Genomic DNA, 22,198 nt, shown 5'->3' with positions numbered 1-22,198 from the left:
GAAGGCCGCGTAGCCGGCTGCGACCCCATTCATCTCGCGCGGAGAGCCCTCACAAGCCAAGCGCGATCTCGGCCCATTTCAACATGCGGTCGCTATTGAGGAACGCCAGCACCGCCGGTTCCAGTGACGCGGGCGCGCCCGATCCAACCAAAGCCGTGGCGGCCACCATGTCGCAGCGCTGATTGAAGGCGAGTGAGAGCGCGTTGCGATTTCCCTCGACGCGATAGGGCCGGCTGCGGCCGCGCATCGGACCGACGATGATCTCTCGACCGGCACCGATCGGCGTTGCCTTGCCAATCAGCGCCAGGTCGCCCATTTTATCGAGGTCGTCATCGTCGGCGACGCCGGTGGCGCAATTGCAAAACCCGAGCTTGGCGCGAACGTAGAGCTGGACCTCGCCGCCGCAATCCTCGGCTTTGCAGCGGAATGCCTTTCCTTTCCCCCAGGGATCTGCGCCGAAAGGCCAGTCGGCTTCTGACCACACAGGGCGGACCTCGCCGAGTGCCGCTGTAGCGCGTACCGGTTCGCCGGATCGCAATGTCCAGACCGCAGCGACTGCGCAGAGCAGTGCGGTGGCTGCGCCGATCGCAACGAATTTGCTTGTCAGGCGCATGGAAGCTGCCACGGCACTTTTGCTAGTTCTGAGCCATGAACTTTCGTGCGGCCGCGAGGTCCTCCCGCGAGGAGTCGCCATTGCGCGCCATGTCGACGACTTTCGCGTAGTACTGACGTGCCTTCACGGCGTCACCCGCTTTCTCGGCGGCGTGAGCGGCGCCGATCGTCGCGCCAAAGCGGTTCGGCTCCTTGCGCATGGTGCTTTCGAACGCGGCCAATGCCTCCGTCGCCATGCCGCGTTCGAGCAGCATGGTGCCGTAAAGCTCGCGTGCCGGAGCAAGCGGTCCCGGCGTCACGATGGATTTTTCGGTCTTGTCTTCGGCGTCGGCGGCAAGGCGCATCGCTTCCAACGCGTCCGCCTGTTTTCCCTGGGCATTGAGCTGCCAGGCTGTGGCGACCTGCCGCTGAATGTCGACGATCTCGGCCCAATACGCATCCTTGTCCTGCTGCAGCTTGTCCCGCAGCTCCGCCAGCTTGGTGATATCAGCCGTTGCTGCGTCTGCATTGCCGGAGCGCGCGGCGCCAAGGGCGCGGGCGAAATAGGTGATCGCATCGACATAGGCAAACCGGCTCGGCTCAACCTTCAGCGCGGCGGCGCCCTTCCAATCGCCGCGCTCGACCATATAGCGCGCCTGGCTGGCCGCTATCGCGTAGGGACCGGCGCGGACGGCCGGCGCATAACCCGTGGTCGCAACCATGTCCGCGATGACGTCGCGAGCTCGGCTGTCCTGCGCAAGCTGGAGCAGGGCGTAGACCATATAGTCGTCGGCATGCAGTTGCTCGCTGGGGTCCTTGCCCTCCTTGGCAGCCTTGGCGGAACGGCTATTGGCCTCGATGGATTCGTTCCAGTAGCCGACGCGCGTGAAGATGTGCGACGGCATATGCAAAGCGTGCGGCGCCGCCGGCGCGATCTCGGAATAGCGCTTGGCAGCGTCGAGACCTTGCTCGGCGATCGCCGGATAGTCGTAGAGGTGGATCAGGTAATGCGCGACGCCGGGGTGGCGCGGCTGCCGCTTGAAGATCGGCTCCAGGATGGCAGCGCCCTTGAGCTGGTTAGCATAGGTCTTGTCGTTTGGTGACGCCGTGACATTCAGCGTAATGGCGTAGGCGATCTGCGCCTCGTCATCATCGGGATAGCGCGCGGCCACGGCTTCGGTTGCCTTGAGATAGGCCTGCGCGCGTTGGCCAAACGTCGTCTTTTCGTCGCCCGAATAGAAGGCCAGCAGCGCATCGATATAGTCGCGTTCGCGTTCGCTCTTGGCGTCGAGTGCTTTGGCCTTCTGCAGCGCGGCGAGGCCCCCGGTGAGGTTTTCCTTCGGCGCGGGAAAATGCGGATTATACAGCAGGCTCAGGGCAATGCCCCAATAGGCGATCGCGCAATCCGGATCGGCCTGCAACGTCTCTTCGAAAATCTCTTTCGCGGGCCGGTACCAGAACGAGTGCTGATAGCGCATCCCGCGGTCAAAGCGGCGCTGCGCCAATTCGTTGCAGGAGGTCTGGAAGTGAACCTTGCCAAACTGCTCGTCGGTCCCGTCCTCCGCGCGTGCGGCAGGCGTGGCAGAGATCGAGCCCAGGATAGTGAGGGTAAGAAGAGAGACGGTTCTCAAGGCGAGCGCGCGCATCGGCCCCTCCGTTTCTATTCAGAAAATTGAGTCGGATAGCGCCGATAAAGTCCGAGGCGCCGAAGTTCGTAGTGCTGAAATTGGCGATGGCAATTGCGTTGTTGGAAGGATTTGCCCATTCGCGAGGCGAGTCAATAGGAGCGGACAAATTTGCATTAGGGAAGCACGCCTGTCAGGCTCCATCCGCGCGTGAGCGAAATCGTAAGGCGGAGAGCGAAGTGTAGCCGCCATTTCAATTTCACGGACGCCGATCTGCCGCCGGAATATTGGCAGACGCTCCTCGACGATCCACGCGCTGAGGCCTGGTCACTGCGGAGGCACGCAGACCTCATACGAAGTTGTAGCGCAAGCTTATGAGTACGCGCCCTAACTCAACCAGAACTTCGGCGTGGTCGGCTCGAGCCTGCCGCCGACGCGCACCGGCGCGATCCGCAATGCGAGGCCGGTCGTGTCATCCGTCTCCACGGCGACGGCGCTCAGCGTCGCCGTCCCCACGGCTGGCTCGAAACGCCCTGAGGGAATCCCCGAGGTGAACCGGCGCAGCGGCTCTTCCTTCTGCATGCCGATGATGGAATCGTAATCGCCGGTCATGCCGGCATCGGTCATGTAGGCGGTGCCGCCTGACAGGATCTGGTGGTCGGCGGTGGGCACGTGGGTGTGTGTGCCGACGACGAGGCTGGCGCGGCCGTCGCAGAAGAAGCCGATGCCCTGCTTCTCGCTGGACGCCTCGCAATGGAAGTCGACGACGATGGCATCGGCCGCGACGCCGAGCGGACAGGCGCCGAGTTCGCGCTCGAGCGCCGCGAAGGGATCGTCGAACGGGGTCATGAAGACGCGCCCCAAAGCATTGACGACGAGCGCATGCTTGCCGTTCTTGGTCTCGATCAGCGCGGCGCCGCGGCCCGGTGTGCCGCGCGGATAGTTCGCCGGCCGCACCAGGCGCTCGGCGCGCTCGATGAACACCAAGGCTTCACGTTGGTCCCAGGAGTGATTGCCGAGCGTCACCGCATCGGCGCCGGCGTCGAGAAACTCCTGATAGATCGCTTCCGTGATGCCGAAGCCGCCGGCGGCATTCTCGCCGTTGACGACGACGAAATCGAGCGACCAGTCCTTGATCATGCCGGGCAGATGGTCGGCGATGGCGGTGCGTCCGGCACGGCCGACGACGTCACCCACGAAGAGAATGCGCAACTTCAGAACTCCGGAAATCGAACACGTCCGATTCCGTTAGCACATAATCCAGCGCGACGTCGTGCGATAGTGCCGGAACCGCCTCGATCTCCTGCGCTGCAAAGGCAAGCCCGATCCCGACGATATGCTTGGTTTTGCGCAAATGCGCGAAGGTGAAATCGTAATGCCCGGCACCATAGCCGATGCGGTGGCCAAGACGGTCGAAGGCGGCGAGTGGCGTCAGCATGATGTCGGGGATGACTTCGCTTGCTGCCGGCGACGGCTCGGGAATGCCGAGCGGGCCGAGCATCAGGCGATCGTTCGGTTGAAAGAGACGGAAGATCAACGACTGGCCGCGCGCGGTGACGCAAGGCAGCGCCAGCTTTGCGCCTTCCTCGGCGAGCTTTCTCATCAGTGGCAGCGGATCGATCTCGCTGCGGATCGGCGAATAGCCGGAGACGATGCTGCCTGGCAGGAGCTTGAACGGCAGCCCGCGCTTGGCGAGCTTTGCAGCGGCGGTGGTGCGCTTCTTCTCGCTCAGCGCGTCGCGCGCCGCCAGCGCTTTAGCACGGAGTTCGGCTTTGGAGTTGGACATGCGCTTTGGTCCCCCACGTCATCACCCGCGAATGCGGGTGATCCAGTATTCCAGAGGCGGTGGTAATTCGCACAAGGGCCGCGGCGTACTGGATGCCCCGGTCAAGCCGGGGCATGACACCTACTGAACTGGCCGCAGTAGTTTCGACAGACACAGAAGCAAACAGTGCGAAGCCGCGTACGCCGTTGAAGCACTCGATCCCGGAGTTCCCTACGAAAGTAGGTGGGCACCATATGTCCGGGCCCACGGGCCCGGCCAGGGACAGTTCCCTAAAGGATCGATAAGGCCCCGGGGATATATGGCTCCTGACGCACGTCGCAGCCTCGCTCGCGCAATCTAACAACGATACTGACGAATCGCCAGCCCGGCGAGAATGCCGAGCTTCGGCGTAATGAGGCGCCCTGCGAGTCACGGCGGAGGTGCGCTCCCTCCCCCGCCTGCGGGGGAGGGCTGGGGAGAGGGTGTTTCCGCAACGGGACAATCCCCTAGAGGAGAGAGCCCTCACCCGGCGCTTTCGCGCCGACCTCTCCCGCAAGCGGGAGAGGTTGAGTCCGCGGCACTATCGAGCACATCGATCGAGTCTTTGGCAGCCCCTACCCGATCGCGATGCCGTTGCCGACGGTCCGGTTCAGAATCTGGGTCGACTTCTCGATGCGTTCGGCGGCGGCGTTCAGCGCATTTACCACCGCGGTCTGCGTCATCCGGGCGCGCTCGACGGCGGCGTTGCGGAAATCCCTGAGCTCGGTCAACTCCTGCTCCAGGGTACGGACGCGGTTGCCGATGTCGACCAGCTCGTCGCACACGGTCAGCGCCGCCATCACGGTGAGGCGTGCATCGCCGATCTCGCCGAATTTTCCGCGCAGCGACTGGATGCGCGTCTCCAGGCTTTCGGCGAGCTTCAGCAGCCGCACCTCCTGGCCCTCCTCGCAGGCCATGCGGTATTGCCGGCCGTTGATGGTGACGTTGATGTGGCTCATCCGTCCTCTCCGGTATCGAGCACCGAACGTATCGTGACGATTGCGGAATCCAGCCGGTCGGAGATCTCGCGATTGGTGCGCTCGAGCTTGCGCGCCTTCACCAGTGCACCGTCGAGTTCGTCGGCAAGGCGCGAGCGGTCGGCGCCGAGCGCCTGAAGCCGCGCCGCGAGCTCGTTCTCGTCGCGATCGGCATCGCGCCGCCGCTCCACCGCGCTTTCGAGCGCGTCGAGCGCAGCCGTGAGCCTGCGGGTCGCGATCTCGATCTCGACGGCGGATGACTCCGTCATGGCAGAGCTGTTGGACACGCGATCGTTCATGCAGTCAGCGGCGGAACCTATGGCCTTTCCCCAGTGGCCTTATTCCTGGGGCTCGCCGTCCGGCAAAAGACTCGGTTCGGCAAGCGGTTAGAAGCAGAAATTTACGTGGCAAGCTAGCCCAGCGCAACGTCGCCGCGAAACTATGCACCGATAAGCAATTTTTGCGGCCAAACCGGCGTTTGATTGCCTTGGACTCCCGAAACCGAGATGCTATCCAGCCCCAGCTCCCGTGGCCGCTAGGCTCGACCCCGCGCGGCGTGCACGGCCATCAAGCACCTCATTTCAGACGGATTTTCATCATGATGCAGTTCGATGCCACCCGTATGGCGAATACGCAGGTCGATCACACCCGTATGGCCAACGCGATCCGCGGACTCTCGATGGACGCCGTCGAGAAGGCCAAATCGGGCCATCCGGGCCTGCCGATGGGTGCGGCCGACATCGCCACGGTGCTGTTCACGCAGTTCCTGAAATTCGATGCCGCTGAGCCCGGCTGGCCCGACCGCGATCGTTTCGTGCTCTCGGCCGGTCACGGCTCGATGATGCTGTATTCGCTGCTGTACCTGACCGGCAATTCCGAGATGACGCTGGACCAGATCAAGCAGTTCCGCCAGGTCGATTCGCTGACCCCGGGCCACCCCGAGAATTTCCGCACCAAGGGCATCGAGACCACCACCGGTCCGCTCGGCCAGGGCATCTCCACCGCGGTCGGCATGGCACTGGCCGAGAAGATGCTCGCCGCCGAGTTCGGCAAGAAGATCGTCGACCACCACACCTATGTGCTCGCCTCCGACGGCGACCTGATGGAGGGCGTGTCGCAGGAAGCGATCGCGATGGCCGGACACTGGAAGCTCAACAAGCTGATCGTGCTCTACGACGACAACGGCATCTCGATCGACGGTCCGACCTCGCTCGCCGATTCCGTCGACCAGGTGAAGCGCTTCAAGTCCGCAGGCTGGGCCGCCGAGAAGATCGACGGCCAGGACCAGGCCGCGATCGCCGATGCGATCACGCGCGCCAAGAAATCGAACAAGCCGACGCTGATCGCCTGCCGCACCACCATCGGTTTCGGCGCGCCGCATAAGGCCGGCACGTCGAAGGTGCACGGCGAGGCGCTCGGCGCCGACGAGCTCAAGGCCGCCAAGGAAAACCTCGGCATCTCGCTCGAGCCGTTCTCCGTGCCTGACGACGTGCTGAAGGCGTGGCGCGCAGCCGGCAGCCGCGGCGCTGTGGCGCGGCTGGAATGGGAAGGACGGCTTGGTGAGCTCGGCAGCCGCAAGCGTGCCGAGTTCGAGCGCCGCCTGCGCCATGAGCGTCCGGCCTCGCTGGCGAAGGCGCTGCGGGCGCACAAGAAGGAGCTGCTGGAGAAGCCGCTGACGGCCGCGACCCGCAAATCGTCGGAAGCGGCGATCGAGGCGATTGCAGCCGCGATGCCGATGGAATTCCTGGCCGGCTCCGCCGATCTCACCGGCTCCAACAACAACAAGGCGAAGTCGGCGACCGCCTTCTCGGCCAAGACGCCCAAGGGCCGCTTCATCCATTACGGCATCCGCGAGCACGGCATGGCCGCCGCGATGAATGGCATCTTCCTGCACGGCGGCTTCGCGCCGAACGGCGCGACCTTCCTGGTGTTCACCGACTACGCCCGGCCCGCGATGCGCCTTGCCGCGCTGATGGGCTCCGGCGTCGTCTATGTGATGACGCACGATTCCATCGGTCTCGGCGAAGACGGGCCGACCCATCAGCCGGTCGAGCATCTCGCCGCACTTCGCGCCATTCCCAACATGCGCGTGTTCCGTCCCTGCGATGCCATCGAGGTCGCCGAGTGCTGGGAGCTCGCGCTCAACCGCGTCGACGGCCCGACCGTGCTCGCACTGACGCGCCAGAACCTGCCGCAGCTCCGCACCACCGCACCGAACGACAATCCCTGCGCAGCCGGTGCCTATGAGCTGGTCGCAGCCGAGGGCGAAGCCAAGGTGACGCTGTTCGCCTCCGGCTCCGAGGTCGAGATCGCGGTCGCCGCCCAGAAGCAGCTCGCCGAGCGCGGCATCGCGTCACGGGTGGTTTCTGTTCCTTCGCTCGAGCTGTTGTTAGCGCAACCAGAGGCGAAACGCGCCGCAATCATCGGTAACGCACCGGTGAAGATTGCGATCGAGGCCGCCGTGCGCTGGGGCTGGGATGCCGTGATCGGCCAGGACGGCGAATTCATCGGCATGCATTCCTTCGGCGAAAGCGGTCCTGCCAAGGAGCTTTACAAGCATTTCGGCATTACTACCGAGGCCACGGTTAACGCTGTGCTGAAGCGCGTGTCCTGAGAGTTGAGCTTGCCGCAAAAAAGGACTACGTAATCTCTCATATGATCACGCACCGCCCGGCCGAACCGGGCGCCCGCCCCTAAAAAACCCTCACAGGCGCGCAAAGCGCGTTGTGCGGGATGACAACGGTCATTGAAGGAGACGAAACATGGCAGTCCGCGTCGGAATTAACGGTTTTGGTCGCATCGGCCGCAACGTGCTGCGGGCTATCGCCGAGTCAGGCCGCAAGGACATCGTGGTCGTCGGCATCAACGATCTCGGCCCGGTCGAGACCAACGCCCATCTGCTCCGTTTCGATAGCGTCCATGGCCGTTTCCCCGGCACCGTCACCGTCGATGGTGACTCGATCAGCCTCGGCAACGGCAAGATCAAGGTGACCGCCGAGCGCGATCCTTCGAAGCTGCCTTGGAAGGATCTCGGCGTCGATGTCGCGCTGGAATGCACCGGCATCTTCACCTCGAAGGACAAGGCCTCCGCGCATCTGACCGCCGGCGCCAAGCGCGTGCTGGTCTCCGCGCCCGCCGACGGCGCCGATGCCACCATCGTCTACGGCGTCAACCACGAGACGCTGACCAAGGACCATCTGGTCGTCTCCAACGGCTCCTGCACCACCAACTGCCTCGCGCCGGTCGCCAAGGTGCTGAACGATCTCGTCGGCATCGAGACCGGCTTCATGACCACGATCCACGCCTATACCGGCGACCAGCCGACGCTGGACACGCTGCACAAGGATCTCTACCGCGGCCGTGCGGCCGCGATGTCGATGATCCCGACCTCGACCGGCGCCGCCAAGGCGATCGGCCTCGTGCTGCCCGAGCTGAAAGGCAAGCTCGACGGCGTCGCGATCCGCGTGCCGACGCCGAACGTCTCGGTCGTCGACCTCAAGATCGTCGCCAAGCGCGCCACCGACGCCAAGGAGGTCAACGCGGCGATGAAGCGCGCCTCCGAGCAGCAGCTCAAGGGCATCCTCGGCTACACCAGCGCGCCGAACGTCTCGATCGACTTCAACCACGATCCGCACTCCTCGACCTTCCACGAGGACCAGACCAAGGTGCAGAACGGCACGCTGGTGCGCGTGATGTCCTGGTACGACAACGAGTGGGGCTTCTCGAACCGCATGGCGGACACCGCCGTCGCGATCGCGAAGGTGATCTAAGCGTTTACTCTCGTGTCCCGGACGCGGAGCAGCGCGCTTGCGCTGCTCCGCAGAGCCGGGACCCATGTCTCCCCCGCGTAGGTCCCGGTTCAGCACAGCGGCACTTCGTGCCGCAATGCGCCCGGGACAAGAGAGAGTGTCCGATGACGAAATTCCGCACCCTCGACGACGTCGACGTGAAGGGCAAACGCGTATTGCTGCGTGTCGACCTCAACGTACCCATGGAGAATGGCCGCGTCAGTGACGCAACGCGGCTCGAGCGCGTCGCACCGACCATCAGCGAGATCTCCGACAAGGGCGGCAAGGTCATCCTGCTCGCGCATTTCGGCCGGCCGAAGGGCCGCGACGCCAAGGAATCGCTCAAGCCCGTCGCCGAAGCGCTGTCCAAGGTCGTGAAGAAGCCGGTTGCCTTCGCCGACGATTGCATCGGCGAGCCTGCGGCCACGGCCGTCGCCGGCTTGAAGGATGGCGACATCCTCTGCCTGGAAAACACCCGCTTCCACAAAGAAGAGGAAAAGAACGATCCGGCCTTCGTCGCGGAGCTGGCAAAGCTCGGCGACATCTGGGTCAACGACGCTTTCTCGGCCGCGCACCGCGCCCACGCTTCGACCGAGGGCCTCGGCCACAAGCTGCCGGCCTATGCCGGCCGCACCATGCAGGCCGAGCTCGACGCGCTGGAGAAGGCGCTGGGCTCGCCGACCAAACCGGTCATCGCGATCATCGGCGGCGCCAAGGTCTCGACCAAGATCGATCTGCTCGAGAACCTCGTGAACAAGGTCGACGCGCTAGTGATCGGCGGCGGCATGGCCAACACGTTCCTGCACGCCCAGGGCGTCGCGGTCGGCAAGTCGCTGGCCGAGAAGGATCTCGCCGCCACCGCGCTGCGCATCATGGAGAAGGCGAGCGCCGCCAACTGCGCGATTATCCTCCCCGTCGACGCCACCGTCGCCTACCATTTCGCCGCCAACGCGCCGTCGCATGCCTATGGGCTCGACGCGATCCCCGCCGACGGCATGATCCTCGACGTCGGCCCGCAATCGGTCGCCCGCGTCCACGCCGCGATCGACGACGCCGCGACGCTGGTCTGGAACGGACCGCTCGGCGCCTTCGAGATGCAGCCGTTCGATCGCGGCACGGTCGCGGCCGCCAGGCACGCCGCCGAGCGCACCAAGGACAAGAAGCTGATCTCGATCGCCGGTGGCGGCGACACTGTCGCCGCGCTCAACCAGGCCGGCGTCGCCGGCAGTTTCACCTATGTCTCGACCGCCGGTGGCGCGTTCCTTGAATGGATGGAAGGCAAGCCCTTGCCCGGCGTCGAGGTGCTGCGCGTCAGTTAAGCTTAAGTCGGCAAACATTGAGCGGCCTTGCAGGCCCAAACGGGAGAAAAAGACAGATGGCTCGGATCACGTTACGTCAATTGCTCGACCACGCGGCGGAGAACGATTACGGCGTACCGGCCTTCAATATCAACAACATGGAGCAGGCGCTGGCGATCATGGACGCGGCCAACCAGGTCGACGCGCCCGTCATCATCCAGGCCTCGCGCGGTGCGCGCTCCTACGCCAATGACGTCATGCTCAAGCACATGATGGATGCGGTGACCGAGATCTATCCGCATATTCCGGTCTGCGTGCATCTCGACCACGGCAACGAGCCGGCGACCTGCATGACCGCGATCCAATCCGGCTTCACCTCGGTGATGATGGACGGCTCGCTCAAGGCCGACGGCAAGACCCCCGGCGACTGGGGCTACAATGTCGGCGTCACCAAGACCGTGACCGACATGGCCCATCTCGGCGGCATCTCGGTGGAAGGCGAACTCGGCGTGCTCGGCTCGCTCGAGACCGGCATGGGCGACAAGGAAGACGGCCACGGCGCCGAAGGCAAGCTCAGCCACGACCAGCTGCTGACCAATCCGGACGAGGCCGTGAAGTTCGTGCAGGAGACCAGGGTCGACGCGCTCGCGATCGCGATGGGCACCTCGCACGGTGCCTACAAGTTCACCCGCAAGCCCGACGGCGACATCCTCGCCATGAACGTGATCGAGGAGATCCACCGCAAGCTGCCGAACACGCATCTCGTGATGCATGGTTCGTCCTCGGTGCCGCAGGACCTCCAGGACATCATCAACGCCTATGGCGGTAAGATGAAGCCGACCTGGGGCGTGCCGGTCGCCGAGATCCAGCGCGGCATCAAGAACGGCGTGCGCAAGATCAACATCGACACCGACAACCGCATGGCGATGACCGGCCAGATCCGGAAAGTGCTCAAGGACAATCCGGAAGAGTTCGATCCGCGCAAGTATTTGAAGCCGGCGATGGAGGCGATGACCAAGCTGTGCAAGCAGCGCCTCCAGGAGTTCAATACCGCCGGCCAGGCCTCGAAGATCAAGAAGGTCCTGACCACCGCCGACATGGCCAAGCGCTACGCCAAGGGCGAGCTCGACCCCCGCGTCGCATAGCGATCGCGGTGGCATGATCTATCTTCCCCTGCCTCCGCGAACTCGGATCACCTCTCCCCATTGGGGAGAGGTCGATTTGCGCAAGCAAATCGGGTGAGGGCTCAGGTCCCTCGATAGGGCGAAACCCCTCACCCGGCGCTTCGCTCCGACCTCTCCCTATGGGAGAGGTGTGGACCCAACCGCCTCCCCCCTTTACCCTGCGACGAACGTTAACTCGGCAATTGCCCGAGAACGGTCTATTTTCACGGGCAAGGGCAGAATCGTTTTGGGAGGACCTCTCGATGAATCTGACTGAGCTCAACAGGATCGCGACTGCCATGGTCGCCCCCGGCAAGGGCATCCTCGCCGCCGACGAATCCTCCGGCACCATCAAGAAGCGCTTCGACGCGATCGGCGTCGAATCGACCGAAGCGAACCGCCGCGACTATCGCGAGATGCTGTTCCGCTCCAAGGAGGCCATGAGCCAGTATATCTCCGGGGTGATCCTCTATGACGAGACGATCTGGCAGGATGCCAAGGACGGCACGCCGCTGATCAGGCTGATCGAGGAGACCGGCGCCATCCCCGGCATCAAGGTCGACGAAGGCACGCAAGCCCTGCCGATGTGCCCGGGCGAGCTTGTGACCGTCGGCCTCGACAAGCTCGCCGAGCGCCTGAAGAAATATTACGAGCGCGGCGCGCGCTTCGCCAAATGGCGTGCGGTGATCGACATCGGCAGCGGCATTCCCTCGATGACCGCGATCAGCGTCAACGCCCACGCGCTGGCGCGCTATGCGGCGCTGTGTCAGGCGGCACAGATCGTGCCGATCGTCGAGCCCGAGGTGCTGATGGATGGCGATCACGACATCGAGCGCTGCTATGAAGTGACACAACGCGTGCTCAACAAGACGTTCCAGGAATTGCGCGAGCAGCGCGTCGCGCTCGAAGGCATGGTGCTGAAGCCGAACATGGCGATCTCAGGCAAGAAGTGCGCGAAGCAGGCTTCCGTCGAGGAAGTCGCGGAGAAGACGATCCGGCTGCTGAAGGCCTGCGTGCCGGCGGCGGTGCCGGGCATCGCCTTCCTCTCCGGCGGCCAGTCCGACGAGGAGGCGACCGCGCATCTCAACGCCATGCACAAGCTGGGCCCGCTGCCCTGGGGCCTGACCTTCTCCTACGGCCGCGCGCTGCAAGCCGCGCCGCAGAAGGCCTGGTCCGGCAAGGCCGAGAATGTCGCGGCCGGGCAGCGTGCCTTCAGCCACCGCGCGCGGATGAATGGCCTCGCGTCCAAGGGCGAATGGCAAAGCAGCCTGGAAAAGAAAGCAGCCTAGATCTTGTCGAACAAACCGCCTCCGCCGCGCCCGGCGCCGCGTCTCTATCTCGCGACGCCGGTTGTCGATGATCCAGCATCGCTCGTCGCCGAGCTGCCGGGCCTGCTCGCCTCCGCCGATGTCGCGGCCGTGCTGCTGCGGCTGAAGGAGACCGACCAGCGCACGATGATCTCGCGTATCAAGGCCTTCGCGCCGCCGGTGCAGAAGGCGGGCGCCGCGCTGCTGATCGACGGCCATGCCGAACTGGTGGCGCGCGGCGGCGCCGATGGTGCGCATCTCACGGGCCTCGCCGCGCTGGAAGAGGCGGTGCCCTCGCTCAAGCCGGATCGCATTGCCGGCGTCGGCGGGCTCGCCACGCGCCACGATTCCATGAGCGCGGGCGAGATGGGCGCCGACTACGTGCTGTTCGGCGAGCCCGACGCCAACGGCCAGCGGCCGTCGTCTCAGGCGATCGCGGAGCGGCTGGACTGGTGGGCCGAGCTGTTCGAGCCGCCCTGCGTCGGCTTTGCCACCTCGCTGGAGGAGGCCTACGACTTCGCCGCCAGCGGCGCCGATTTCGTGCTGGCCGGCGAGTTCATCTGGGCCGATCCGCGCGGACCCAAGGCCGCGCTGGTCGAGGCCGATGCTGCAATCAAGAAGGCCCATGCGACGGCGCCGGCTGGCCAGGAGCACGGCTAGCGCCCGACATGAAGCTCCCGCGCATCACCATTTTGGCCACACTGCTGCTGACGGCGCCCGCGGCCGCGCAGCTCCAGATCACCCCGCCGGCCACAACGCCGAGCCCGCCCGCCGAAAAACAGAAACCCAAGCCGCACGCGCTCACCAACAAGAAGGAGGCCGCACCGGCGCCGAAGCCTTCGGCTTCGCCCAAGCCGGCCCCCTCCTCCAAGCCGGCCCCGGCCGCGACCGTGATCCCAGCGCCGGCGACTGACGATCCCAACGTCGATCTGGTGTTCGGCGCCTATCAGCGCGGGCAGTACAAGACGGCGTTCGAGCTCGCCGCCGCCCGCGCGCAAGGAGGCGATCCCAAGGCGATGACCATGCTCGGCGAGCTCTATTCCAATGCCATGGGCATTCGCCGCGACTACGCCAAAGCGCAGGAATGGTACAAGCGCGCCGCGGATGCCGGCGACCGCGAGGCGATGTTCGCGCTCGCCATGCTGCGCATGTCCGGCCGCGGCGGCCCGGTCGACAAGGGCGAAGCGGTGAAGCTGATGGCTTCTGCCGCCAAGCTGGGCGAGCCCAAGGCGGCCTATAACCTCGCTCTGCTTTACCTGGACGGCCAGACCCTGCCGCAGGACGTCAAGCGGTCCGCCGAGCTGTTGCGCCAGGCCGCCGATGCCGGCCTGCCCGAGGCGCAATACGCGCTCGCGACCTTCTACAAGGAGGGCACCGGTGTGCCAAAGGATCCCGAGCGATCGGTGCGGCTGCTCCAGGCCGCCACGCTGGCCGACAATGTCGATGCCGAGGTCGAATACGCCATCGCGCTGTTCAACGGCACCGGGACGCCGAAGAACCAGCCGGCGGCTGTCGCGTTGCTACGCAAGGCATCGCGCCAGGGCAGCGCGATCGCGCAGAACCGGCTGGCCTGGGTGCTGATCAACGGCATGGGCACGGCCGTGGACAAGGTCGAGGGCTTCAAATGGCACCTGGTGGCCAAGACCGCCGGCAAGGGCGACCCGGAGCTCGACAAGCAATTGTCCGATCTGCCGGCCGAGGACCGGGCCAAGGCGGAAGCCGCCGCAAAGAAATGGCTCGGGACCAAATGACTTGACCTTGGCGCCCTCGCAGGGCACCCCATCCCTCAAACGGGCGCGATTTCGCGCCATTTCCCCCGATCAAGACCAGAGCTCATGCTGTACTCCGCAACTATCAATGTCATGGTCAAGGCCGCGCGCCGCGCCGGCCGCAGCCTCAAGCGCGATCTCGGCGAGATCGAGCATCTCCAGGTCTCGCTGAAGGGCCCGGCGAATTTCGTCTCGCTCGCCGACAAGCGCGCCGAAGAGATCCTCTACCAGGACCTCGCCAAGGCCCGGCCCGGCTACGGCTTCATCGGCGAAGAGGGCGGCACCCGCGAAGGCAGCGACAAGAGCCACACCTGGATCGTCGATCCCTTGGACGGCACCACCAACTTCCTGCACGGCATCCCGCAATTCGCGATCTCGATTGGCCTCGCGCGCGAGGGCACCATCATCGCGGGCGTGATCTACAACCCCGCCAATGACGAGCTCTACATCGCCGAGCGCGGCAAGGGCGCCTTCCTCAACGACCAGCGGCTGCGCGTGGCCGGCCGCCGCCAGCTCAACGAATGCGTGGTGGCCTGCGGCCTGCCCCATATCGGCCGCGGCGACCACGAAGAATTCCGCCGCGAGATGACCGCGATCCAGGACCGCGTCGCGGGCCTGCGCCGCTTCGGCGCCGCCTCGCTCGACCTCGCCTTCGTCGCCGCCGGCCGTCTCGACGGCTATTGGGAACGGAATCTCTCGCCATGGGACATCGCGGCCGGCCAGATCATGGTGAAGGAAGCCGGCGGCACCGTGAGCGACATCGACACGCCCGGCGATGCGCTGACCAAGGGGCACGTGGTGTGCGGCAACGAGTTCGTGCACGGAGAGCTGGTGAAGATTTTGCGGAAGGCGGCGTAAGGCGGAAGCTCGCGCTCCGCATTCCGCTGTCATCACCCGCCTTGTGCGCAATTGCGCACTGGAGCGGGTGATCCAGTATTCCAGAGACATCAGTTGGATACGGAGATGCCGCGGCGTACTGGATGCCCCGCCTCCGCGGGGCATGACAGTGTGCGCTACGGCTTCACCGGCGCTGGCGGCCCGTAGGCCTCGCCTTCCTTCGCCATCTTCGGCTCCCGATCCCCGCCCAACACGCGCTGCACTGAGACGAAGAACACCGGCACCATCAAGAGCGCCAGAATCACCACCGCGATCATGCCGCCCATCACGACGGAGCCGAGCGCTTGCTGGCTTGCGCCGCCGGCGCCGTGGGCGATCGCCATCGGCAGCACGCCGCAGATGAAGGCGAGGCCGGTCATCAGGATCGGTCGGAAGCGCAGGCGGCAGGCCTCGATGGTGGCTTCCACCAGCGGCTTGCCTTCCTTGCGCAGATCTTTCGCGAACTCGATGATCAGGATCGCGTCCTTTGCCGCGAGGCCGATGATGGTGATCAGGCCGACGGTGAAATAGACGTCGTTGGGCAGGCCCCGCAGCATCGCCGCGCTCACTGCTCCGACGATGCCGAGCGGTACGGTCAGCAGCACCGCGAGCGGAATGGTCCAGCTTTCATAGAGTGCGGCAAGGCACAGGAACACGACGAACACCGACAGCGCCAGCAGGAACGGCGCCTGCGAGCCCGAGAGCTTCTCCTGGAGCGACTGCCCCGTCCATTCATAGCCAAAGCCGCGCGGCAATTTGCCGGCGAGCCGCTCCATCTCGGCGATCGCGTCGCCCGAGGTGAAGCCGGGTTTCGCTTCGCCGGAGATGCGCACCGCCGGATAGTAGTTGAAGCCCGCGATCTGGGTCGGCCCGCGCGCCCATTCCACCGTGGCAAAGGACGAGAACGGCACCAGCTGGCCGCGGCTGTTCTTGACGTTGTAGTTGAGGATGTCCTCGGTCCGCATGCGGTCGCGGCTATCTGCCTGCACCACGACGCGCTGCATGCGGCCGCGGTTCGGGAAGTCGTTGATGTAGTTCGAGCCGAGATTGGTCGAGATCGTGTTGTTGATGTCCTCGAAGGTGACGCCGAACGCGCCGGCCTTCTCCCGATCGATCACGAGATTGACCACGCCCGCCTCGGGCAGGCCTTCGATATAGACCTTCTGCAGCACCGGGCTCGCATTGGCCTCCGCGATCAGCTGGTCAGCGGCGCGCATGAGCGCCGTATAGCCTTTCTGGCCACGGTCCTGGAGGCGAAAGGAGAAGCCCGAGGAATTGCCGAGATTGTCGATCGGCGGCGGCTGGAGGGCTGAGATCTTGGCATCGCGGATCGAGGACAGATCGCGGTTGATGTCGTTGACGATCGCCGCGGCCGAATCCTTCGGCCCGCGCTCGGACCAGTCCTTCAAGGTGATGAAGGCCTGCGCGGTGTTCATGCCCTGGCCGGAGAAGCTGAAGCCGGTGAGGAAAGTGACGTTGTCGACGCCGGGCCGCTGCGCCAGATATTTTTCCACCTTCTCGATCACCGCCTCGGTGCGGGCGTAGGACGAATCCGACGGCGTTTGCACGTCGGTGGTGACGAAGCCCTGGTCGTCGACGGGCAGGAAGCCGCCAGGCAGGTTGACGAAGGCCCAGGACAGACCGGCCAGCAGCGCGACATAGACCAGCATCAGGCGGCCGGTGCGCTTCAGCGAGAAGCCGACGGTGCGGGAATAGCCCTCCTTGCCGCCTTCGAGCACGCGGTTGAACCAGCCGAACACGCCCTTCCTGGCATGGCCGTGACCGGCGGCGACGGGCTTGAGCAGGGTCGCGCACAGCGCCGGCGTCAGCGACAGCGCCAGGAAGGCGGAGAAGCCGATCGCTGCGACCATGGTCACGGAGAACTGGCGGTAGATGATACCGACCGAGCCCGGGAAGAACGCCATCGGCACGAACACCGCCATCAGCACGAGGGTGATGCCGATGATGGCGCCGGTGATCTGCGACATCGCCTTGCGCGTCGCTTCCTTCGGCGGCAGGCCTTCCTCGGCCATGATGCGCTCGACGTTCTCGACCACGACGATGGCGTCGTCGACGAGGATGCCGACCGCGAGCACCATGCCGAACATCGAGAGCATGTTGATGGAGTAGCCGGCGAGCAGCAGCGTGGAACAGGCCCCCAACAGCGCCACCGGCACCACGATGGTCGGAATGATGGTGTAGCGGATGTTCTGGAGGAACAAGAACATCACCACGAACACCAGCACCACGGCCTCGACCAGCGTCGACAGCACCTTCTTGATCGAAGCCTCGACCACGGGCGTGATGTTGTACGGGATCTCGTAGGTGATATTGGCCGGGAAGAAGCGCGACAGCTCCTTCATCTTCTCTTCGACGGCACTCGCGGTCGCCAGCGCATTGCCGGTGGGCGACATCAGCACGGACAGACCGGCGGTCGGCTTGCCGTCGAGGCGCGTGTTGAACTGGTAGCTGAGGCCGCCAACCTCGATGCGCGCGACGTCGCGCAGGCGCACGGTCGAACCGTCGGCGTTGGCGCGCAAGATGATGGCGCCGAATTCGTCCGGGGACGAGAGCTGGCCTTTGACCAGCACCAGCGAGGAGGTGCGCTGGCTCGACGTCGACGGCTCGGCGCCGATGCTGCCCGAGGCGACCTGCGCGTTCTGCGCGGCGATGGCCTTGTTGACGTCGTCGGCGGTCAGCCCATAGCCGACCAGCTTGGCCGGATCGACCCAGACGCGCAAGCTGCGCTCGGTCGAGTAGAGCGTGGCGCGGCCGACGCCGGGAATGCGGCGGATCTCGCCGAGCACGTTGCGGATCATGAAGTCGCCGAGGCCGACCTCATCGAGGCTACCGTCGATCGAGTTCAGTGTGATGATCTGAAGCACCGCGCTGGAGGCTTCCTCGATCAGGATGCCCTGCTGCATCACCGCGCGCGGCAAGCGCGCCTCGACGCGCTTGATGCGGTTCTGCACCTCGACCGAGGCGGCGCTGGTATCGGTGCCCGGCTGGAAGTTGGCGATGATCTCGACCTGGCCGAGCGAATCGCTGGTCGATTCGAAATTGAGGATGCCAGAGGCGCCGTTGAGCTCCTCCTCGATCAGCCGGGTGACGCTGTTGTAGAGGTTCTCCGGCGAGGCGCCGGGATAGCTGGTCGAGACCGAGATCGAGGGCGGCGCGATGATCGGATATTGCGCGATCGGCAGCAGCGGAACCGCAATCGCACCGATCAAGCAGATGAATAGCGCGACCACCCAGGCGAAGATCGGCCTGTCGATGAAGAAACTCGGCATGGCGCGTTACCGCGTGAGCTTCTGGGCGTGCCGGTTGTCCGCGGTCGCGTCCGCCTCCGACCATGATTGCGGTTTGACCTTGTCGCCGGCCGCGAATTTCTGGAAGCCTTCGACCACGACCTTGTCACCGGCCTTCAGGCCTTCGGTGATGAACCAGAATCCATCCTGCACCGAACCGGTGCGCACCGCCTGCACCGCGATGTGGTTGTCGTCCTTGACGACGAAGACCTCGCTGCCGCCGCCGCCATTGCGCTGAATCGCCTGCTGCGGCACCGCGATCGCGTCGGCGTCCAGACCCTGGTCGATGCGGACGCGGACATACATGCCCGGCAGGAGCTCGCGCTTGGGATTGCGGAATTCGCCGCGCAGAGTCACCTGGCCGGTGTGGGCATCGACCTTGGCGTCGGAGAACAGCAGTTTGCCGTCGAGCGAATAGGTGGTGTTGTCATCGAGCACGAGGCGCACCTTGGCGGCATCGGGCGCGATACGCTCGAGATCGCCGGTTTCGAAGGCGCGGCGGAGCTGGTTGAGCTCGGTCACCGATTGGGTGAAGTCGGCATAGATCGGATCGAGCTGCTGGATGCTGGCGAGATTGGTCTCGTTCTGCACGACGAGCGCGCCCTCGCTGACCAGCGCCGCACCGACGACGCCGTCGATCGGCGCGCGCACGGTGGCGTAGTCGAGATTGAGTTTTGCGCGCGCGAGATCCGCCTTGCGTCCCTCGACCTCGGCCTGGGCCTGCCGCTCGGCGGCAATGGCCTTTTCGTTCTCGGCCTCTGGCGCGGCGCGATCCTTGGTGAGCGTAGCGATGCGGCGTGCCTGCTGGTGCGCCTGCATCGCACCAGCTTCGGCCTTGGCGACCGCGGCCTCGTTGGCCAACACCTCGACCTCGAACGGACGTGGATCGATGCGGTAGAGCGGATCGCCCGCCTTCACCTCGCTGCCCTGGCGGAACAGGCGCTCGACCACGATGCCGGAGACGCGCGGCCGCACGTCGGAGACGCGCGTCGGCGCGATGCGGCCCGGCAGCTCCCGCACCACGGCGCGCGGCTGCGGCTTGATGACGACGATGCTGACGTCAGGGTCGGACGGCGGAGCGGCGGATACGGCGGAGCTGGACTCGTCGCAGCCCACCAGCAGCGGCGCTAAGGCCGCGAGCATCATTGCAACGCATGCCGATCGCGCACGAAGTCCAGACATGAAGTGAGTCGCCCCGATTTTGTTGTAACTGATCACGCTCCGCGCGGGCCCGTTCTGGGCTCTTTGCACGCGGCCGATGCCGCCAAAATAGAATGCGCCTGCTGCGATGCAACGCATGACGCGGGCGGCTCATTGTCACACGGCGTATCGTGTTGAATCTTGATGGTTTTTGTGGACTCACTTGATTGTGAGTCGGGCTCCATCGCCGCGTGCTGCGACCGAACATCGCAATCAGGCGGCGGCTTTCATCCGGTAATGGCTGACGCCCCATTCGGTTCCATCGGCGTAGCCGAACAGGCCCGACGTCGCCAGCAGGAACCAGCGCCAGCGCCGCATCCAAAGTGCGGTCTCCTCGCCATAGGCCCTGCGCAACGAGGCCTCGATGGTGGCGCGATGCGCATCGAAATTGGTGAGCCAGTCGTTCGCGGTGTGCCGGTAATGCGTGCCGCTCCAGCACCATTCCTTCTCGATTGCGAAGATGTCGTCGAATTGCCTGACGAGGTGATGGCTCGGCATCATCCCGCCCGTGAAGGCGTGCTGCGCGATCCAGTCCTCGCGATTCGCCGGGTCGAACAGATGGGACCCGGAGCGATGGGAGACCACATGCATGAAGAAGCGCCCGTCGGGCGCGAGCCACGCGCGCAGGCGCGTCATCAGCTTGCGCCAATTCATCATGTGCTCGAACGTCTCGACCGAGACGATGCGGTCGAACTGCCCCTCGGGCGCGAACACGTTCATGTCGGCGGTGACGACGCGCAGGTTCAACAGCCCGCGCCGCCGTGCCTCCTCCTCGACATAAGCGCGCTGCGCCTGCGAGGCCGACACGGCCGTCACCTTCGCGTGCGGAAACTGCCGCGCGATCCACAGCGACAGCGAGCCCCAGCCGCAGCCGAGCTCGAGGATGGTCTGCCCGTCGGCAAGACCGGCATGCTCGACGGTCTGGCGCAGCGCCTCCTCCTCCGCCTCCTGCAAGGAAGTCGCATCGGTCTTGTAGAAACAGCACGAATATTTCCGGTTGGGGCCGAGCACCTGCGCGAAGAAGGAAGCGGGCACCTCGTCATGCCGGCCGCGGGCAGCATCTGCGTCCTCGGCGATCGGCCGCAGCATCATCCGCCCGGCGAAGGCGGCATCGTCGGCCGCCCCCAGCTTGGACAGGCGTGTCGCCGTGCGCGAGCACAGGCGCTGGATCGCGGCACGCACCACCACGTCCGGCAACGGCACACGTTCGGCAGTCCCGATGATCGCGGAAACGACGCTCATGCGGCCCCCGAATGGCGAGCTCTTGCAGACACCGGCCTATCAAAGCGCGGCTTTCGGTCCAAGTTCCCCAAGCTGTCCCCGAAATCGGCGCATCCGGCGCTTTTTTTGGGCTGGCGCTGTGCCATAGTGCGCCCGCAAGCAAGCTTCGTAATGGATGATACCGGCATGCGGTCTGGCACTTCCCGCTCCACCATGGATATCGAGTACACCAAACTGTCCTCGCCCAGCGTCTTCCTGGTGCGGATGCTGGTCTTCCTGGTGCTGTGTGCGCTGGTGGGCGTGGTGCTCTACAAGCAGATCATCCAGGCCTTCTTCGCCAATCCCGGCCTCAACGCCCTGATCGGGGCGGTGCTGTTCATCGGCATCGTGCTGGCCTTCCGCCAGGTCATCCGGCTCTACCCTGAGGTGTCCTGGGTCAATAATTTCCGCATCGCCGATCCCGGCCTGGCGCCAGCCCGGCACCCGAAGCTGCTGGCGCCGATGGCGGCGATCCTCGGCGGCGAGCGCTCGGGGCGGATGTCGATCACCCAGACCACGATGCGGCATCTGCTCGATTCGATTGCGACCCGCCTGGACGAGGCCCGCGACATCTCCCGCTACATGACCGGCCTGCTCGTCTTTCTCGGCCTGCTCGGCACCTTCTGGGGCCTGATCGAGACGGTCGGCTCGGTCGGCAAGGTGATCGACGGGCTCAAGGTCGGCAGTGATTCCGGCGCCCTGTTCGACACGCTGAAAGAGGGGCTCGCCGCCCCGCTCGGCGGCATGGGCATCTCGTTCTCAAGCTCGCTGTTCGGCCTCGCCGGCTCGCTGATCCTCGGCTTTCTCGACCTGCAATCGAGCCAGGCACAGAACCGCTTCTACACCGACCTCGAAGACTGGCTCGCCACCACCGTGCGCGAATATGGCAGCGGCGAAGTGGCGGTCGCTTCCGGCGGCGGTGGCGTGGCCAGCGGCGAGCTCCAGGCCGCGGTCGAACGGCTGCGCTCCGTGCTCGAGGAAGGCAGCTCCAACCGCGGCACCACCGCGGCGATGGCGAGCCTCGCCGAAGCCATCCAGGCGCTGGTCTCGCACATGCGCACCGAGCAGCAGATGATCCGCGAATGGGCCGACGGCCAGGGCGAACAGAACCGCGAGATCCGGCGCCTGTTGGAGCGCATTGCGCGCCAGCCCGAGAAGAGTTGAGAACAGGACGAAAGGTCTCGTGCCCCGGACGCGATGCAGCACAAAGTGATGCGTCGCTGATCCGGGTC

18 protein-coding genes and 1 other RNA gene are annotated in these 22,198 nt (G+C 65.3%); 9 read left to right on the top strand and 10 right to left on the bottom strand.

Annotation, left to right across the window (positions count from 1 at the left end; translation table 11 throughout):
* Positions 1 to 49: 49 nt before the first annotated feature.
* From BLV07_RS06650 to BLV07_RS06620, 7 genes are all read right to left on the bottom strand, one after another.
* On the bottom strand, positions 50 to 613 hold the full coding sequence (locus tag BLV07_RS06650; protein ID WP_091881474.1) for a hypothetical protein: 564 nt from the start codon (positions 611 to 613) through the stop codon (positions 50 to 52).
* A gap of 22 nt (positions 614 to 635) precedes the next feature.
* Entirely contained in the window at positions 636 to 2,237 is a 1,602-nt protein-coding gene (locus BLV07_RS06645) for a tetratricopeptide repeat protein (protein WP_091881470.1), read from the bottom strand.
* A gap of 366 nt (positions 2,238 to 2,603) precedes the next feature.
* On the bottom strand, positions 2,604 to 3,428 hold the full coding sequence (locus tag BLV07_RS06640) for a TIGR00282 family metallophosphoesterase (protein WP_176945379.1): 825 nt from the start codon (positions 3,426 to 3,428) through the stop codon (positions 2,604 to 2,606).
* Positions 3,406 to 4,002 carry a 5-formyltetrahydrofolate cyclo-ligase gene (locus tag BLV07_RS06635; protein ID WP_091881466.1) on the bottom strand — a complete coding sequence of 199 codons (597 nt, stop codon included), beginning with the start codon at positions 4,000 to 4,002 and terminating at the stop codon, positions 3,406 to 3,408. The genes BLV07_RS06640 and BLV07_RS06635 overlap by 23 nt, the downstream gene beginning before the upstream one ends.
* 166 nt (positions 4,003 to 4,168) lie before the next feature.
* A non-coding RNA gene (gene ssrS / locus BLV07_RS06630) (6S RNA) lies at positions 4,169 to 4,329 on the bottom strand.
* A gap of 266 nt (positions 4,330 to 4,595) precedes the next feature.
* Positions 4,596 to 4,979, bottom strand: coding sequence for a cell division protein ZapA (locus BLV07_RS06625; protein WP_091881461.1), 384 nt, complete (start codon positions 4,977 to 4,979; stop codon positions 4,596 to 4,598).
* Positions 4,976 to 5,296, bottom strand: coding sequence for a DUF4164 domain-containing protein (locus tag BLV07_RS06620; protein WP_176945378.1), 321 nt, complete (start codon positions 5,294 to 5,296; stop codon positions 4,976 to 4,978). Before BLV07_RS06620 ends, BLV07_RS06625 begins: the two co-directional genes overlap by 4 nt.
* Positions 5,297 to 5,595: 299 nt before the next feature.
* Here BLV07_RS06620 and tkt point away from each other — a divergent pair, with 299 nt between their 5' ends.
* The 8 genes from tkt to BLV07_RS06580 all read left to right on the top strand — a co-directional run bounded on the left by tkt (position 5,596) and on the right by BLV07_RS06580 (position 15,180).
* Positions 5,596 to 7,611: a transketolase gene (tkt, locus tag BLV07_RS06615; protein WP_091881456.1), complete on the top strand. Its 2,016-nt coding sequence runs from the start codon at positions 5,596 to 5,598 to the stop codon at positions 7,609 to 7,611.
* Positions 7,612 to 7,759: 148 nt separating this feature from the next.
* Positions 7,760 to 8,767 carry a type I glyceraldehyde-3-phosphate dehydrogenase gene (gene gap, locus BLV07_RS06610; RefSeq protein ID WP_091881451.1) on the top strand — a complete coding sequence of 336 codons (1,008 nt, stop codon included), beginning with the start codon at positions 7,760 to 7,762 and terminating at the stop codon, positions 8,765 to 8,767.
* Positions 8,768 to 8,910: 143 nt separating this feature from the next.
* Positions 8,911 to 10,104 (top strand): phosphoglycerate kinase, encoded by a 1,194-nt coding sequence (locus BLV07_RS06605; protein WP_091881447.1) that lies wholly within the window; start codon positions 8,911 to 8,913, stop codon positions 10,102 to 10,104.
* A 56-nt stretch (positions 10,105 to 10,160) separates the two neighbouring features.
* Positions 10,161 to 11,228, top strand: a complete 1,068-nt coding sequence (gene fba, locus BLV07_RS06600) for a class II fructose-bisphosphate aldolase (protein ID WP_091881442.1) — start codon at positions 10,161 to 10,163, stop codon at positions 11,226 to 11,228.
* Positions 11,229 to 11,509: 281 nt separating this feature from the next.
* Positions 11,510 to 12,535, top strand: a complete 1,026-nt coding sequence (locus tag BLV07_RS06595; RefSeq protein ID WP_091881438.1) for a class I fructose-bisphosphate aldolase — start codon at positions 11,510 to 11,512, stop codon at positions 12,533 to 12,535.
* Between the two features lie 3 nt (positions 12,536 to 12,538).
* On the top strand, positions 12,539 to 13,213 hold the full coding sequence (locus BLV07_RS06590; protein ID WP_091881434.1) for a thiamine phosphate synthase: 675 nt from the start codon (positions 12,539 to 12,541) through the stop codon (positions 13,211 to 13,213).
* A gap of 8 nt (positions 13,214 to 13,221) precedes the next feature.
* Complete coding sequence (locus BLV07_RS06585; protein WP_091881429.1) at positions 13,222 to 14,304, top strand: SEL1-like repeat protein; 1,083 nt, start codon at positions 13,222 to 13,224, stop codon at positions 14,302 to 14,304.
* Positions 14,305 to 14,388: 84 nt separating this feature from the next.
* Complete coding sequence (locus BLV07_RS06580) at positions 14,389 to 15,180, top strand: inositol monophosphatase family protein (RefSeq protein ID WP_091881426.1); 792 nt, start codon at positions 14,389 to 14,391, stop codon at positions 15,178 to 15,180.
* Positions 15,181 to 15,335: 155 nt separating this feature from the next.
* Here the strand turns inward: BLV07_RS06580 and BLV07_RS06575 are convergent, their stop codons facing one another.
* The 3 genes from BLV07_RS06575 to BLV07_RS06565 form a co-directional block, all read right to left on the bottom strand.
* Positions 15,336 to 18,488 (bottom strand): multidrug efflux RND transporter permease subunit, encoded by a 3,153-nt coding sequence (locus tag BLV07_RS06575; protein WP_091881422.1) that lies wholly within the window; start codon positions 18,486 to 18,488, stop codon positions 15,336 to 15,338.
* A 6-nt stretch (positions 18,489 to 18,494) separates the two neighbouring features.
* The gene (locus BLV07_RS06570; protein WP_091882064.1) at positions 18,495 to 19,688 is read right to left on the bottom strand and encodes an efflux RND transporter periplasmic adaptor subunit; all 1,194 of its coding nucleotides are present in this window, start codon (positions 19,686 to 19,688) and stop codon (positions 18,495 to 18,497) included.
* A gap of 231 nt (positions 19,689 to 19,919) precedes the next feature.
* The gene (locus BLV07_RS06565; RefSeq protein ID WP_091881417.1) at positions 19,920 to 20,948 is read right to left on the bottom strand and encodes an SAM-dependent methyltransferase; all 1,029 of its coding nucleotides are present in this window, start codon (positions 20,946 to 20,948) and stop codon (positions 19,920 to 19,922) included.
* Positions 20,949 to 21,113: 165 nt separating this feature from the next.
* Here BLV07_RS06565 and BLV07_RS06560 point away from each other — a divergent pair, with 165 nt between their 5' ends.
* Complete coding sequence (locus BLV07_RS06560; RefSeq protein ID WP_091882061.1) at positions 21,114 to 22,130, top strand: flagellar motor protein MotA; 1,017 nt, start codon at positions 21,114 to 21,116, stop codon at positions 22,128 to 22,130.
* Positions 22,131 to 22,198 lie beyond the last annotated feature (68 nt).

Source organism: Bradyrhizobium sp. Rc2d (assembly GCF_900099855.1).
Classification (GTDB): Bacteria; Pseudomonadota; Alphaproteobacteria; order Rhizobiales; family Xanthobacteraceae; genus Bradyrhizobium.
This window is presented reverse-complemented; position numbering and strand designations above follow the sequence as displayed.

What these genes read in the sequence shown, in the direction of transcription:
- BLV07_RS06625 (WP_091881461.1), bottom strand. Translation starts at nt 4,979, where the DNA reads ATGAGCCACATCAACGTCACCATCAACGGCCGGCAATACCGCATGGCC.
- BLV07_RS06595 (WP_091881438.1), top strand. Translation starts at nt 11,510, where the DNA reads ATGAATCTGACTGAGCTCAACAGGATCGCGACTGCCATGGTCGCCCCC.
- BLV07_RS06580 (WP_091881426.1), top strand. Translation starts at nt 14,389, where the DNA reads ATGCTGTACTCCGCAACTATCAATGTCATGGTCAAGGCCGCGCGCCGC.
- tkt (WP_091881456.1), top strand. Translation starts at nt 5,596, where the DNA reads ATGATGCAGTTCGATGCCACCCGTATGGCGAATACGCAGGTCGATCAC.
- BLV07_RS06635 (WP_091881466.1), bottom strand. Translation starts at nt 4,002, where the DNA reads ATGTCCAACTCCAAAGCCGAACTCCGTGCTAAAGCGCTGGCGGCGCGC.
- BLV07_RS06565 (WP_091881417.1), bottom strand. Translation starts at nt 20,948, where the DNA reads ATGAGCGTCGTTTCCGCGATCATCGGGACTGCCGAACGTGTGCCGTTG.
- gap (WP_091881451.1), top strand. Translation starts at nt 7,760, where the DNA reads ATGGCAGTCCGCGTCGGAATTAACGGTTTTGGTCGCATCGGCCGCAAC.
- BLV07_RS06650 (WP_091881474.1), bottom strand. Translation starts at nt 613, where the DNA reads ATGCGCCTGACAAGCAAATTCGTTGCGATCGGCGCAGCCACCGCACTG.
- BLV07_RS06585 (WP_091881429.1), top strand. Translation starts at nt 13,222, where the DNA reads ATGAAGCTCCCGCGCATCACCATTTTGGCCACACTGCTGCTGACGGCG.
- BLV07_RS06560 (WP_091882061.1), top strand. Translation starts at nt 21,114, where the DNA reads ATGCGGTCTGGCACTTCCCGCTCCACCATGGATATCGAGTACACCAAA.
- BLV07_RS06575 (WP_091881422.1), bottom strand. Translation starts at nt 18,488, where the DNA reads ATGCCGAGTTTCTTCATCGACAGGCCGATCTTCGCCTGGGTGGTCGCG.
- fba (WP_091881442.1), top strand. Translation starts at nt 10,161, where the DNA reads ATGGCTCGGATCACGTTACGTCAATTGCTCGACCACGCGGCGGAGAAC.
- BLV07_RS06605 (WP_091881447.1), top strand. Translation starts at nt 8,911, where the DNA reads ATGACGAAATTCCGCACCCTCGACGACGTCGACGTGAAGGGCAAACGC.
- BLV07_RS06620 (WP_176945378.1), bottom strand. Translation starts at nt 5,296, where the DNA reads ATGAACGATCGCGTGTCCAACAGCTCTGCCATGACGGAGTCATCCGCC.
- BLV07_RS06570 (WP_091882064.1), bottom strand. Translation starts at nt 19,688, where the DNA reads ATGTCTGGACTTCGTGCGCGATCGGCATGCGTTGCAATGATGCTCGCG.
- BLV07_RS06645 (WP_091881470.1), bottom strand. Translation starts at nt 2,237, where the DNA reads ATGCGCGCGCTCGCCTTGAGAACCGTCTCTCTTCTTACCCTCACTATC.